Origin of the sequence: Methylocystis sp. JR02 (genome assembly GCF_030063565.1) — a bacterium.
GTDB classification, from domain to species: Bacteria; Pseudomonadota; Alphaproteobacteria; order Rhizobiales; family Beijerinckiaceae; genus Methylocystis; species Methylocystis iwaonis.
This window is the reverse complement of the sequence record NZ_JASIRC010000001.1, coordinates 2139769-2153895: the sequence shown is the minus strand read 5'-3', so window position 1 is coordinate 2153895 and position 14127 is coordinate 2139769. Positions and strand designations below refer to the sequence as shown.

The 14127-nt window shown below is 63.6% G+C and carries 12 protein-coding genes; 2 read left to right on the top strand and 10 right to left on the bottom strand.

Annotated features, from left to right (window positions below):
* Positions 1-209 precede the first annotated feature (209 nt).
* Entirely contained in the window at positions 210-1094 is an 885-nt protein-coding gene (locus QNA11_RS10185; protein WP_283482942.1) for a GGDEF domain-containing protein, read from the top strand.
* Positions 1095-1336: 242 nt separating this feature from the next.
* On the opposite strand, the gene ychF is transcribed toward QNA11_RS10185, so the two are convergent.
* Together ychF and QNA11_RS10175 are read right to left on the bottom strand one after the other, a co-directional pair.
* On the bottom strand, positions 1337-2434 hold the full coding sequence (gene ychF / locus QNA11_RS10180; protein ID WP_283482941.1) for a redox-regulated ATPase YchF: 1098 nt from the start codon (positions 2432-2434) through the stop codon (positions 1337-1339).
* Positions 2435-2555: 121 nt separating this feature from the next.
* Positions 2556-4301 carry a di-heme-cytochrome C peroxidase gene (locus tag QNA11_RS10175; protein WP_281930801.1) on the bottom strand — a complete coding sequence of 582 codons (1746 nt, stop codon included), beginning with the start codon at positions 4299-4301 and terminating at the stop codon, positions 2556-2558.
* A 227-nt stretch (positions 4302-4528) separates the two neighbouring features.
* On the opposite strand from QNA11_RS10175, the gene QNA11_RS10170 reads away from it, so the two are divergent.
* Positions 4529-5881: a L,D-transpeptidase family protein gene (locus tag QNA11_RS10170; protein ID WP_283482940.1), complete on the top strand. Its 1353-nt coding sequence runs from the start codon at positions 4529-4531 to the stop codon at positions 5879-5881.
* 338 nt (positions 5882-6219) lie between these two features.
* Here QNA11_RS10170 and QNA11_RS10165 read toward each other — a convergent pair whose 3' ends face one another.
* The 8 genes from QNA11_RS10165 to QNA11_RS10130 all read right to left on the bottom strand — a co-directional run bounded on the left by QNA11_RS10165 (position 6220) and on the right by QNA11_RS10130 (position 14122).
* On the bottom strand, positions 6220-6660 hold the full coding sequence (locus QNA11_RS10165; RefSeq protein ID WP_283482939.1) for a GNAT family N-acetyltransferase: 441 nt from the start codon (positions 6658-6660) through the stop codon (positions 6220-6222).
* Positions 6657-7433, bottom strand: a complete 777-nt coding sequence (locus tag QNA11_RS10160) for an ABC transporter permease (RefSeq protein WP_283482938.1) — start codon at positions 7431-7433, stop codon at positions 6657-6659. Before QNA11_RS10160 ends, QNA11_RS10165 begins: the two co-directional genes overlap by 4 nt.
* Positions 7430-8191, bottom strand: coding sequence for an ABC transporter ATP-binding protein (locus QNA11_RS10155; RefSeq protein ID WP_283482937.1), 762 nt, complete (start codon positions 8189-8191; stop codon positions 7430-7432). The genes QNA11_RS10160 and QNA11_RS10155 overlap by 4 nt, the downstream gene beginning before the upstream one ends.
* Positions 8192-8467: 276 nt before the next feature.
* Positions 8468-9457, bottom strand: coding sequence for an ABC transporter substrate-binding protein (locus QNA11_RS10150; RefSeq protein ID WP_283482936.1), 990 nt, complete (start codon positions 9455-9457; stop codon positions 8468-8470).
* Between the two features lie 48 nt (positions 9458-9505).
* Positions 9506-10840, bottom strand: a complete 1335-nt coding sequence (locus tag QNA11_RS10145) for a TldD/PmbA family protein (RefSeq protein WP_283482935.1) — start codon at positions 10838-10840, stop codon at positions 9506-9508.
* Positions 10841-10843: 3 nt separating this feature from the next.
* Positions 10844-12385 (bottom strand): TldD/PmbA family protein, encoded by a 1542-nt coding sequence (locus tag QNA11_RS10140; RefSeq protein WP_283482934.1) that lies wholly within the window; start codon positions 12383-12385, stop codon positions 10844-10846.
* A 174-nt stretch (positions 12386-12559) separates the two neighbouring features.
* Positions 12560-13306: an RluA family pseudouridine synthase gene (locus tag QNA11_RS10135; RefSeq protein WP_283482933.1), complete on the bottom strand. Its 747-nt coding sequence runs from the start codon at positions 13304-13306 to the stop codon at positions 12560-12562.
* Positions 13307-13330: 24 nt separating this feature from the next.
* A complete protein-coding gene (locus QNA11_RS10130) occupies positions 13331-14122 on the bottom strand; it encodes an SGNH/GDSL hydrolase family protein (RefSeq protein ID WP_283482932.1) in 792 nt (263 codons plus the stop codon).
* Positions 14123-14127 lie beyond the last annotated feature (5 nt).

Genomic DNA, 14127 nt, shown 5'->3' with positions numbered 1-14127 from the left:
GGACTTTGCCGTTCAATAGAGGCTCAGATTGCGCCGGTGGAGCGCGCTTTGGGCGTTTTGAGAGCATGGGCCACATTATCGATACGGTTGCCAACCTTACCGACCACCGGGACAGGAACGCGCTCGTAGATACATTGCTGTCGGTGTTTCACGGTTTGCTGGGCGCATCGCGGCTGACCTTGTGGAACATTGTCGACAGGAGGGGATCCATGTGGATTCGCCGGCGGGCGGATTTCGGGTCGCCGCGCGGCGACGAGACGCAAACGTCCGCGCCCCCGCCGGGCAATGTCCTCCTTCCCCTCGAGACGTTCGGCGGCCTGCGCGATTGCTTTTATTCGAAGGAGCCCTTGTGCCGCTCTGCAGGCCCGGCGAACGGCGTGCGTTATGTCTTTCCCGTCATGGATGGCCAGGAGGTGATCGACCTTCTCGAGGTCACGCGTTCGTCGCCGCTGAGCCATGAACAGGAGCGGATGGTGACGGGGATGCTGCGCATCTACCGCAACCATCTCGGCATATTGGACTATGGCGATTGCGACGAGCTGACGGGGCTGCGCAACAGGCGAACCTTTCACGACAGTTTCGCACGGCTCAACTACGGGAGCTGCTCGGAAAAATGCGGCGAGCCGCGGACATGTTGCGGCCGCTGTCCGTATCTCGCCGTCATCGACATCGACCATTTCAAGCGCGTCAACGACAGCTTCGGCCATCCCTTCGGCGACGAGGTCCTGGTTCTCTTTGCGGGCGTGCTGCGCGAATGCTTCAGCGACCACGATCGTCTGTTCAGATTTGGCGGGGAGGAGTTCCTCGTTATTCTCGACCATGTGACGATCGATGAGGCCTACCACACCCTCGAAAGTTTCCGGGCGCGGGTGGAAACCTTTCGTTTCCCGCAGGTCGGGCCGATCACCGCCAGCATCGGATACACGCAGGCGGTCGCCGGCGACACGGGCGCCAGCGCCTTCGGCCGCGCCGACGCCGCGCTCTATATCGCCAAGCAGAGCGGGCGCAACCAAATCCGATCGCATGAGATGCTGGTGGCCGACGGCCTGATACAGGGCAGGATCGCGGTTGGCCAGGACGTCGAGCTGTTTTGAGCCCTCGGACCGCGCGTCTTCAGGCGCGCATATTTGTCGATAATCTCCGAGGCGGCATCGCCCTTCGAGACGCGAGCTTCGCTCGCTCCTCAGGATAAGGCCTAAGTGTTTGACGAAGTGGCGGAAGCTCCTCATGCTGAGGAGCCTGCGCAGCAGGCGTCTCGAAGCACGAGGAGCGTCATCGCCCATTTGTCAGAGCGCGCATTTGTCCAGCGAGCCTGAAGGCTCGCGGTCCAGGGTCGTTACGTATTGAACCGGAAGTGCATCACGTCGCCGTCGGCGACGATATAGTCCTTGCCTTCCAGCCGCAGCCGTCCGGCGTCGCGCGCGCCGGCCTCGCCCTTGTAGGCCACGTAATCGTCACAGGCGATGGTTTCGGCGCGGATGAAGCCCTTCTCGAAATCGGTGTGGATCACGCCTGCGGCCTGCGGCGCGCGCGTGCCCTTTTCGATGGTCCAGGCGCGCGCTTCCTTCGGGCCGATCGTAAAATAGGTGATGAGCTGCAGAAGATCGTAGCCGGCGCGGATGACGCGATTGAGGCCTGGCTCGGTCAGGCCGACGGCTTCCAGAAAGTCCTTCTGCTCCTCGATCGGCATGACCGCGATCTCGCTTTCGATCTTGGCGGAGACCACGACCGAGGCGGCGCCTTCCTCTGCGGCGCGGCCCGCGACCTTGGCGGAGTTGCCGTTGCCCTCGGCCGCGGAGCCTTCCTCGACATTGCACACATAAAGAACCGGCTTCGACGACAAAAGCCCGAGGCCGTTGAAGGCGATCCGCTCCTCGTGAGTGACTTTGGCCATGCGCGCCGGCTTGCCGTCCCGCAGCAGGACGAGGCAGCGGTTCATGAGGTCGAGAAGCTCCTTGGATTCCTTGTCGCCGCCCTTGGCCTTCTTCTCCAGCGGGACGACGCGCTTTTCCAGGCTCTCCAGATCGGCGAGCATCAGCTCGGTCTCGATCGTCTCGATGTCGCGGATCGGATCGACGCCGCCCTCGACATGGGTCACGTCCCCGTCCTCGAAGCAGCGCACGACATGGGCGATGGCGTCGCACTCGCGAATATTGGCCAGGAACTGATTGCCGAGCCCCTCGCCTTTGGAGGCGCCGCGCACGAGGCCGGCGATATCGACGAAGGTCAGCCGCGTCGGGATGATCTGCTTGGAGCCGGCCACTTTGGCGAGATCTTCCAGGCGCGGGTCAGGCACCGCCACTTCGCCGACGTTCGGCTCGATGGTGCAGAAGGGGTAATTTGCGGCCTGCGCCGCCGCCGTTTGGGTCAGCGCGTTGAAAAGGGTCGACTTGCCGACGTTCGGCAGGCCGACGATGCCGCATTTGAAGCCCATTGTCGTCCCGTTCGATTGGTGAGGGTGATCGTTGGCGGGCGGTATGGGCGGCGGCGGCCGAAAAGGCAAGGGGCGCCGAAGCGCCCCCGCTATTTCTGTTTATTCCGGCGACCGCCCGCGGTCAGAGGCTCTTCAAATATTCGAGAAGCGCCTTCTTCTCGTCGGGCGCCAGTTTCGTCCCGAACTCATGGCCGCAACGGCTGTTGCCCGAGTCGCGCTTCGAGCAGTCGTCCGCCGTATAGGTCGAGCTCAGTCCAGGTTGATCCTTGGCAAGACCCACATTCTCGATATCGTAGTTCACGCCGACCTTGAAGGAAGCCGGGCGCTCTGCGGCCGGCTTCAGAAGATCGGCGAGCGTCGGCACCGAGCCATTGTGCAGATAGGGCGCGACCGCCCAAATGCCCTTCATGACCCGCGCTTCATATTTGAACTGGGGCGCCTGTTGGGGCTTTGCATAAAGATTCTGCAGGGCCGTCTTGATCTGGCTGTTGATCAAAGTTTGCAACTGCTGCGGTGATCTCGAATCCCGCTGGATGCAGGCGTCGACGATCGGCTTGAAGACATCCAGGCCAAAATGCAGCGGCGCTTCGAGGATCGAGCCGATCACGGACACGCCGAGGATGGAGAAAATCTTGTCCTTGGGCTTCAGCGGCGTGTCGGCGCCGGGAACCAGCGGGATAAACGCCCCTTCCAGCACGCCCGTGTCGGCCTCGCGGCCGAGAATCTTATACTCGCGCGAATCCGTCTCGACATCCTGGAGCGGCGTCGCCCAGGTGTTGGGATTGCACAGACGCGGGTCTCCCGCCGTTTCCGCGTGACAGCCGCTCGCGCAATCCTTTTCGTAGATCGCCTTCCCTTGCTTGATGAGATCCCCATCGAGCTTCCAGGGCCATTTCGGCGGGTCGATTTTCTTGAGCAGGAATTCGAGTTGCTGCAAGCCGGCGAAATTGAGCGACGACTCGTTCAGATAATCGACGATATTGACGTCGGGCAAAATCTTCGACGGGCGATAGACGCCGAACACGCCGTAAACTTCGCCGACATTTCTCGCGAGGCCGAGAATGTCGTCGCCGTTCTTGGCGAAGCCAGGCCATTGGGTGATGTCCTGGATGGGCGCATTCCAAACGAAAGGATAGCGCACGGGCGCGTCGGCGCGCGCGATATTCTCTTCGATGATCCGCAGCGGCGGGTGGCCGATATCCAGGCCCGCGACGCGGTTGAAGATCATCGACACGGCGTCGGCGCGGCCAACGCCCCAGCCGGGCGTCGGAAGCGCGCGCGCCATCAGCGTGTGATAGGGCTTGAACCAGGCCTCGACGTCGTCGTGTAGCTGCTTATGCGCATGCGGGCTCTGCGCGCCGACGGCTTTTGCGAATGCGTCGAAGGCGGCCGAATCGGTAAGGATTTTATCGACCGCCGTGTCGAGATCGGCGAGGAAGGCCTGGAAGTCGGATAGCGCCGGCCCGCCGTCGATGCGCCAGGAGGCGCCCTGGACGTTGATTTGACGAACGTGGCAGCCGGAGCAGGTCATGCTCAGCGTCCGGACGCCGCCTTCCGACGCGGTCAGGAAGCCGACGGGCAGGCCGGGCGTCGGACTTTCAGAATTGGGCAGATAGCCGTAGCGGGCCATGCTGTCGTCGAGGAACCCCGTGCCGTCGGCGCGCTTCAAGGCTTTGAACCAGTCGAACGGTATGATTCGCGCGCCCTGGTCCCGCGTATAAAAGTCGTTACGGCTCGCCTGGGTCCATTGGCTCCCCTGGTTCGCGTAAGTCACTTCCGCTGCGGATGGAGACACGCTCGTCAGGGTCAGGAGCGATGCGGCGCCGAGTGTGGCGATCGACGACATAAATCTATCATATTTTGACATGTTTCCTCCCTCAAATGAATCAGAATGAATATTTCGCGGGAGAAAAGCACAGAATATGTCTTTCATCAACTGGCGTTGCATTGGGCAACTCATGTCGCGCGACAAGATTGCGAGAAATTGAGTTGACCCTTGCCGCCTCGCGGTTGACAAACCGGGAAAATATTCAAGCCGCGCCCCGGCGGAGCAGGGGCCGTGAGAGAGATGGCTGACGGATGGCGACGAGCAGGATGACGAAAAGCGCGCGGTTGATCGGCGCGGGCCTTATCGCGGGCGCTTGGATCGGCGCGGCGCCGGTGTTGGGGCAAAGCGCGCCGCCGGTGGCCGCGCCCGCTCCCGCCCCTGCGCCGGCTCCCGCCGCCGCGCCGCCCGTTGCTCCCGCGCCGGCGACTCCGGCCGCGCCTGCCGAACAGACTGCGCCGGCTCCCGCCACTGAAGCCAGCGCGCCGGCGCCAAAGCCGAAACCCAAGCCCCGTCCGCCTGCGCCGCCGCGCGAGATGGCGCTTTCCGACGATCCCACCCCGGTGCTTCAACCGGAGACATTCTTCACCACTTCCAAAGCCTCGGAACGATACGCCCAGATCGTCGATCTCGGCGGTTGGCCGACAGTGGGCGTCAGCTTGCGCGCCGGCGCGAAAGGCCCGGCGGTCGCCACTCTGCGCCGGCGACTCGCGGCGGAGGACGACACATTGTCCGACACGCGCAAGCAGAGCTGGGACGGCGAGCTTACGGCGGCGGTGAAGCGCTTTCAGTTTCGCATGGGTCTGAAGCAGACCGGCGTCGTCGCCGGCGCAACTTTGCGCGCGCTCGACGTGCCCGCGACCGTGCGCTTCCGCCAGCTCGCCTCCAGCGCGCAGCGACTCGCCGGCGTCGATTTCCCCTTCGGACCGCGCTACATCATCGTCAATATTCCCTCGACGGCGGTCGACGCCGTCGAGAACGACCGGGTGGTGCGCCGCTATGCAGCCATCGTCGGCGACCCCGAGCACCACTCGCCGGAAGTGCAGGCGAAGGTCGTCGCGGTTAACATCAACCCGACATGGACCGTGCCGGTCTCGATCATCAAGAACGAGATCGCGCCGCATATGCTGAAGGACCCCAGCTATCTCACCCGACAGCGCATACGCGTGCTCAACAACAAGGGCGACGAGGTCGATCCGCGCTCGATCAATTGGGCGAGCGCGCGCGCGGTGAATTACACGCTGCGGCAGGATTCCGGCGTGGGTAATTCGCTGGGCTCGATCCGCATTTCAATGCCCAACCAGCATTCGGTCTATATGCACGACACGCCGTCGCGTAATCTCTTCGCCAACGACTATCGCTTCCTGTCGCATGGCTGCGTGCGCGTGCAGGGCGTCGTCGATCTCGCGACCTGGATTCTCGACGGCGCCAATGGGCCGCAGATGAGCAAGGAAGACATCACCGCCAAGATCGCCTCGGGCGAGCGCGAGGAAGTGAAGCTCGCCCGAGCGGTGCCGGTGGTGTGGGTCTATATGACCGGCTGGGCGTCCGCGGACGGCACGGTGCATTTCCGCGACGATGTGTATCATCTCGATGAGGTGGGCGGCGACGCGCGGCTGTAGGAGCTGCTCTGCATAGGGCGTCTAAAAGGCGCCCGTCTTTCGACGGGCTATGGCGGGAGAGGGGACGCTCACGATCAGCACGCTCAATGAAGGTCCGAACCTGCCCCCTCTCCCGCGAAGCGGGGGAGGGTTGGGGAGGGGGCTCTTATAGAATTTCTGTTTGATAGCGCGCATCGGGGCTTGGTCATTCCCGCCGAGCTGAAAGCCCGACCAGGAATCCGAGCCCGTCATTGCGAGCGAAGCGAAGCAATCCAGAGCAGCGATGCGGCCCTGGATTGCTTCGTCGGCTCCGCCTCCTCGCAATGACGGCGGTGAGTCCCTGTGTGTCCGAACCGCTGCTACAGCGTTAAGCGATAGCGCACGAAATCGTCGGCTCGGACGAATTTATCATAAAGCCGGCGCGCGCGCGCATTGTCTGTTCGCGTATGCCAGTAGATGCGCGACCACCCCTGCGCGCGCCCCAGATCGATCAAATCCTGGATCAACGCCTGTCCCACGCCGCCGCCGCGAAGGCCAGGATCGACGAACAAATCTTCGAGATAGCAGCTTGGCGTCATTGTCCAGGTGCTTTCGTGAAGCACGGAAATGGTAAAGCCGGCGATCCGCCCGTCAGTCTCGGCGATCCGTCCGATCAACGGCAAATTCGGATCGAGAAGCCGGCTTAAAGTATGCTCCGTCACGTCAGCGGGCACCGTCGACTCATAGAAGTCGTTATAGCCAGCCCAGAGCCGCCGCCAGTCTTCGGCGTCGGGCGCGCGAATGTCTCTGACAATCGTCATTCACCGCGCTCCCGCGCGCTCTCATGCCAACCGCGCAGCAGATAATAGGACAGCGCCGCCAGCGCGCCATAGATCGCGAGCCCCGCAGCCGAGATCAGCGCCAGCGCCGCGAACATGCGCGGAATATCGAGCCGGAAGCCCGCTTCGACGATGCGATAGGCGAGGCCCGAGCCCTGGCCCGATGCGCCCGCCGCCAGCTCCGCGACAATGGCGCCGATCAGCGACAGTCCGCCGCCGATGCGCAGCCCCGCGAGAAATTGCGGGAGCGCCGCCGGCAGGCGCAGATAGATGAGCTTTTGCCATGGCGAAGCGTGATAAAGATCGAAGAGGTCTTGCAGCGCGTGATCTACTGAAGCGAGGCCCAGCGCCGTATTGGAGAGGATTGGAAAGAAGGCGACGAGGAAGGCGCAGACGAGCACGGCGTTATCCGGCTGCAGATAGACGAGCAGCAGTGGCGCGATGGCGACGATGGGCGTCACCTGCAGCACGATGGCGAAAGGCAACAGCGCGCGCTCGAGCCACTTTGATTGCGAGAGCAGGAGCGCGAGCGCCACGCCGCTCGACGTGGCGATGAGAAGCGCTTTCAGCGTCACGCCCAGCGTGACGAGGAGCGAGGAAAAGAGCAACTCCCGATCCTCGATCAGCCTGTCGAGAATTGCGCTCGGCGCCGGCAGAACATAGGGCGGAATGTCTCGCGACATCACCACCCATTCCCACGCGCCAAGCGCTGCTGCGCAGACGGCAAGGGGTACGATGATATCGGAAAGTTTCACGCTTCTTCTCTCACCGCGTGGCCGAGCGCGCGCGAGGCGCGACGCGAGATTTGGGCGAATGTGTCGCTCATCCTGAAATCGGGGTTGCGCTCCATTGCAGGATCGACGTCGATCTCATCGACGATCTTTCCATAAGGCGTCGACATCACAATGATGCGCGTCGAAAGGAAGGCGCTTTCGAAGATGGAGTGGGTGACGAACACGATTGTGGCGCCAAGATCCTTCTTCAAGGCGACGAGATCGTCATTGAGCTTGAAGCGCGTGACTTCGTCGAGCGCCGCGAAGGGCTCGTCCATCAGAATAAGCGCCGGCTCGGTGACCAGCGCGCGGGCGATGGCGCAGCGCATTTTCATGCCGCCCGAAAGCTCGCGCGGCAGCGCATCGGCGAAATCGACGAGGCCGACGCGCAAAAGCGCCTCCATCACGCGCTCTTGCGACGCCGCGCGGCTGTCGCCTGCGAGCCGTAGCGGCAGATAGACATTGTCGAAGACGTTCGCCCAGGGCAGCAGCGTCGGCTCCTGAAAGACGACGCTGAGCTTTTTGCGCGCGCGCGGATAGGCCCAGGAGATGACGCCTTCGCTCGGTTGCGTGAGACCCGCGATGAGGCGCAACACCGTGGATTTGCCGCAGCCGGAAGGACCAAGCAGCGTGAGCGTTTCGCCTTGATAGATGTCGAGATCGAGGCCCGAAAGCGCTGTTACGCCATTGGGGAAGGTTTTGGCGATGCTTTGAAGGGAGAGGAGGGGATCAGTTCTCATGGAGCCCCCTCCCCAACCCTCCCCCGCTTCGCGGGAGAGGGGGTAGATTGTGGCCTTCATCAGCAAAGTGAATCGTGAGTGTTCCCTCTCCCGCTTTAGCGGGGGAGGGACAGGGAGGGGGTAAAAAGGCCGCGATAACGAATGCAATTAATCGAGGTCGGCGGGGATGCCCCCCGCCATCCCCGTCATTGCGAGCGAAGCGAAGCAATCCAGCGGCCCCATAGCGGCTCTGGATTGCTTCGTCGCTGGCGCTCCTCGCAATGACGGTCGTTGGTCTCACCGCCGCAACTCCATCCCGATCTTTTTGCCGATGAAGCGCAGCGTGTAGCCCTTCTTGTAATCCAGGTCCGCGGGCACGACCCCCGCCCTGGCCATCTTGTCGAAAAAGCTCTTCATGCGCGCGTCGGTCATGGCCCCGACGCCCATCGTCAGAGAGTCGCCGGAATCCACAATGCCGCGTTCTTTCATCTTGGCGAGCGAGAAGGCGATCTGGCCGTCGGTCATCTCGGGGTTGTCGCGCTTGATGGCGGCGTTGGCGTTAGCGTTGTCGCCATAGACATAGTTGTACCAGCCAATGATTGAGGCGTCGACGAAGCGCTGCACGAGATCAGCTTTCTTCTCGATCGTCTCCGCGCGCGTCTCTATCGTCGTCGAATAGCCATCATAGCCAATGTCCGACAGCAAAAAGACGTTAGGCTTGAAGCCAGCCCGCATCTCGATCGCATAGGGCTCGGAGGTCAAAAGCCCTTCCTGAACGGAATTCTTGTCCGCGATGAAAGGCGCCGAATTGAAGCCATAGGGCTTCACTTTTTCGTCTTTGAAGCCATAAGCCTGTTTCAGCCATTGCCACACCGAGGCGCGCATGTCGCTCGCGATGAAGGCGGTCGCCTTCGGCAAATCCTCGAAACGGTCGAGCCCGACGCCCGGATGCGACATGAAGATCACGGGGTCGACTTGAAACATGCTGGCGACGGTGACGATCGGCACGTTTTGGGCGACGGATTCGAACATCTGGATCGTGTTCGCGCCCATGGCGAAATCGACGCGCCCCGCTGCGAGGAGCAGCCGCGCGTTGATCTGCGGCCCGCCCTGTTGGATGGTCACGTCGAGGCCGTAGCGCGCATAAGTGCCGTCGGCCACGGCCTGATAGAAGCCGCCATGCTCGGCCTGCGCGCGCCAATTGGTGGCGAAACTCACCTTGTCGAGGGCGTGAGCCGGCAGGGCAAAGAGGATCGTCAGAATTGCAATAAAGAGACGAGGAAACATCGGCTGCGGCGCTCCGTTGAGGCGCCGGCAGCATATATCAAACCCGCATCAGACGCCGCTGGATTTGGACGAGAAGTGGAACTTCTCCGCCAGCATAGGCGGGGCCGCCGCAGCGCCGCCGCCCCCTGCCGCCCGCCAAGTACGCTCGGTCTTGCCCAGCGCGACGATCTTGCCGAAGAGCTCCCCCAGCCGCTGGTTGAAGCGCATGTTGCGCACTGGCGCGCTCACGCGGCCGTTCTCGATGAGGAAATTGCCGTCGCGGGTGAGGCCGGTGAGCAGCAGGCTCTTCCGGTCGACCATATTCTCGTACCAGAAGCGCGTGACGAGCACGCCGCGCTTCACCGAGCGGATCATGTCGTCGAGCGAGGCGTCGCCGCCTTCGACGACGAAATTGGCCGCGAAGGGAACGGCCTCCGCATTCGTCTTCTGCGCCCATGCGCGCGAGCGATAGAGCCCGCTCACGACGCCCTTGTCGATGAAGGCGCGGGCGCGATGCGGGACGCCTTCCCAACCGACGCCGCCTTCCGGCGCAAGCGGATCGGCGGGGTCGATGCGGATGGTCAGCTTCTCGTCGAAGAGCTTTTCGCCGATCTTCGTCCCGCCGCCCGCGCGCGCATAGAAGCTGCGGCCTTCGTCGGCGGCGCGGGCGTCCATGGCGCTCATCACCCAGAAGGCGAGCTCCGCGACGGCCGCGGGCTCGAGAATCACCGTGTAATCGCCGGGCTCGAGATCAACGGGCTCTGCGTCTTGGGCCGCCTTCGCGCAGGCGCGCCGCGCAATGCTGTCCGCATCGAGGCGGGCGCTGACGAATTCATGCGCGCCGGCCCAGCCCGACCATGTGTCCGTCTTGTTGCGCGCCGTCGCCGAAAGGTCGATCTCGCTCCAGCGTTCAAAGGCGAAAAGCCCGTTGCTTGTGGCGAGCGCGGAAAAGCGCCGCGCGCCGGTCGCGCAGCCGAAAGTATCGACGCCTTTTCTGGCGCCTTCTGCGATGACGCGCGCCGCTTGCGCCGCGAGCGCGTCGAGGCGAAAGCCGGACGCGTCTTCGTCATAGCGCGCCGAGGCGTCGAAATTCTGCGGGCCGAGCGGCGCGACATAGTCGGGGTCGACCGGCAACATGCGCGCGATCTCCTCCGAGCGCACGCGCGCGGCGTTAAGCGCATCATCGTCGAGGCGCGTCGTGGTGACCGCGCCGACGCGCCCGCCGATATGCGAGGAGATGCGCAGGCGCGCTTTCGAGGTTGTGATATTGGTGGTCGCGCCGCCGCGCGCGAAGCGCAGGCTGTTGTCCTCGCCGCCGTCGATTTTCACCACGCAGGCGTCGGCGCTGGACCCTGCGATGATCTTCTCGCTGATGGCTTTGGCGTCGTTAGAAGAAAGAAGCATGGGTTACGCGCCGGGGCTCGTATTCAACACGCGCACATTACGAAAGCGCGCGGGCGGGCTGCCGTGCGAGACGGGCGCCACCTGCACGGGCTCGGCCTTGCCGCAGGTGAAGGTGCCGTCGAGATGATAAGTGCTGGCGTCGCCGAGCCCGTCGAGCGAATTCCAGAAGGGGATCGTGCGGCCCTGATAGGCCACATCGCGCAGCATCTCGCCCAGCCTGCCGTTCTTGATTTCGTAGAAGAGCTGGCCGCCGAATTGGAAATTGTCGCGCTGCTGGTCGATGCTCCAGCTTCCCGCGCCGACGATGTAAATGCCGTTCTCCACGCCGCTCACGAGGTCATTCAGCGTGCATTTTTCGGGGTTCGGCGCGAGCGAGATATTCGGCATGCGCTGGATTGGGAAGGAAGTGGGGTCGTCCGCATAAGCGCAGCCATTCGAGGCGGAAAGGCCGATATGATGCGCTTGTCCCAACGCCATCTGGAAGTTCTTCAGCACGCCCTTCTCGACGATGTTGAATTCGGCCGAGGCCGCGGGCGCGCCATCGTCATCATAGCCGATGGTCGAGAGCGCGCCCGGCTGCGAACGGTCGGCGACGATGGTCATCAGCTCCGAGCCGAAGCGAAGATTGCCGAGCATCGCCGGCTTGATGAAGCTGGTGCCGGCGAAATTCGCCTCCCACCCCAGCACGCGGTCGAGTTCGGTGGAATGGCCGACCGTTTCGTGGATCGTGAGCCAGAGATTGGTCGGGTCGATGACAAGGTCGTAATCGCCGGCGACGACGGGTTTGGCCGCGAGCTTGGCGCGCGCCTCGCGGCCGGCCCGCGCGGCTTCTTCGAGGAGGCCGGCGCCAGTCACATATTCCCAGCCGGCGCCGCGCGCCGGGACAAGGCTCTCGCGCGAGGCCATGCGGTCGGCGTCGCGATCGACGGCGGTGGCGGTAAAGGAGGGATGCACGCGCGTGCGCGTCTGCCGAATGCGCGCGCCGAGACTACTCGCAAAGAGGCGCTCCTCACGCGCGAGGGAGAGCGAGGCCGAGCAGAAATCCGCGCCATTGTCGCGCGCCGTGGCGCAGATCGACAAAAGAAGGTCGGATTTCTCCCGCGACGAGACAGAGAAAGGATCGACGCCCATGGGCATGATCCATTCGGCCTCATGCGCCGGGAGCTGCTCCAGCTCGATCGGGCGCGGCTGGATCGCCCGCATGGCCCGGGCGTTGTCCAAGGCGCGTTCGACGCCTTCCCGAATGCTCGCCGGATCGAGACGGCGCGCGCCATAGAAGCCCCAGGAGCCGTCGAGCAGCACGCGCAGCCCGAAGCCGCGCGACATGCTCTCGTCGAAATGCTCGAGCCGGTCATCCTCGGCTTGCACATATTCTTGCAGCGTTTCGCCGAGGCGAATGTCCGCATAGCGCGCGCCGCCGCGCTTGGCGCCTTCCAGCGCAAGGTCGGCGAGGCTGTCGAGCAAGGCGCACTCCAGCGCGAAGCGGTCGCCGCTGGCCGTCGCGCGCTCGGGCGCGTCCCTGACAGGCGCATATGTCGGCGCCACTTTAGCTTCCTCCTAGGTTCATCCCAATCTTGCGCTCGGATCGTCGTCATTCCCGAGGCTCGCGAAGCGGGCGATCGGGAATCCAGAGCCGTACACGCTTGTTTTGGCTCTGGATTCCCGGTCGGGCTTTCAGCCCGCCGGGTATGACAAGGCCCAAGGCTCAAGCGCAGGGCGTTACTCGGTTATATTGAGCGCTTCCGGCTGGTTTAGCAATTCTGGCGCCATTGTGGCGCTAGCGTTGCTGTCCTTCGGCCAGCCACAAGCGGCCATGGCCTCCAGCATATGCGCCGGCGCCGGCGCTTCAGCGCGCACGGGCTCCTTGCTGTCCTGCATGGGGATCGTGATCGCCCGCGCATGCAGATGCAGCGGCGGCGCGCCTTCGCGTCGTCCGCTCCCGTATATCGGGTCGCCCAGGATCGGCCAGCCCATGGCCTGCGCATGGACGCGGATTTGGTGCGTGCGGCCGGTATGCGGCGTAAACTCGATGAAGGATAAGCCCGCCTCGGGCGCCCGGCCGAGCACGCGCCAGTCCGTGCGCGAGGGCAGCCCCATGGGGTCAGGCTGCATCCACCAGCCGCGCGTGGCGTCGAGCCGGCCCAGCGCAAGGTCGATCTCCCCCGCGTCGCCTTCCGGCGCGCCTTCCACCACGGCCCAATAGGTCTTGGAGATGCGCCCGGTCTTGAAGAGCTTGCCGAGCCGGTCGAGCGCCTTGCGATGGCGGCCGAGCACAAGGCAGCCGGAGGTGTCCTTATCCAGCCGATGGGCGAGCGCCGGGGCGCGCGGCAGGCCGAAGCGCAACTGGTCGAAGGCGTCCTCGAGGCTGGGGCCGCCCTTGGGGCCGCGATGCACGGGAACGCCCGCAGGCTTGTCGATGACGAGCATCAGCCCGTCGCGGTGGAGCAGTCGGGAAAGAAGATCCATGAGCAGCTTATATCAGGGCGGCTTCTATCTGCGCGCCGTGTCGTTGCGGGCGAGCGTCATGGCCGAGCCGATGAAGCTGCCGTATTTGTGATAGGCCGCGTCGGTCAGATGCACGCCGTCGAGCGTGTAATTATCCTCATGCCCTTCGAATTTGTCGATGAAATTATCGAACTCGATCGTCCGTAGCTGCGGATGATCGCGCCACAGCGCGACGCGGTAAACATCGTTCACCTGATAATCGCATCCGTCGTAGAGACAGCGGAAGATCGTGCGCTTGATCAGGCTGAAGAGATTCGGCGGCTTGAACCAGCGTTCGTTGACGCGCGGGATGGAGACGATTTCGACCTCGCTCGCGTCCGAAAAATAATCGACGAGCTTCTCGGTGAACTCCACATAGGCGCTAGCGCCGATATGTTGGATCGCGTCATTGACGCCGGTCATCAGAATGACCTTGTCCGGCGCATTGCCCTCAAAGAGGAAAGAGAGCCTGTCTTTTGGGAATTTCTTGCGCAGCTCCGCGTAGAGAAGGCGGGAGTTGCGGCCGTTGAAGCCGATGCTGCAGGCCCGCACGCCGCGGCCGCCAAGCCGCTCCGAGACGGTCCTGGGCAGGTCCGGGAAAATCTTTCCGTCGGAAGCCCAGGATTCGCCGACGACCAAAATCCGGTAATTATTCGGGCCGTCGTTGACGAGGGAGCAGTCGACCGTCGGCGCGTCGGACCGCTTGAGGCTCAATAGGCCGAGGCCGGTCACGACGGCGAGGAGGAAGCACGCGCGCCGCAGATTTGGCAGCAGAACCGCAAACCTCAGCCTCAGCAAAGCGC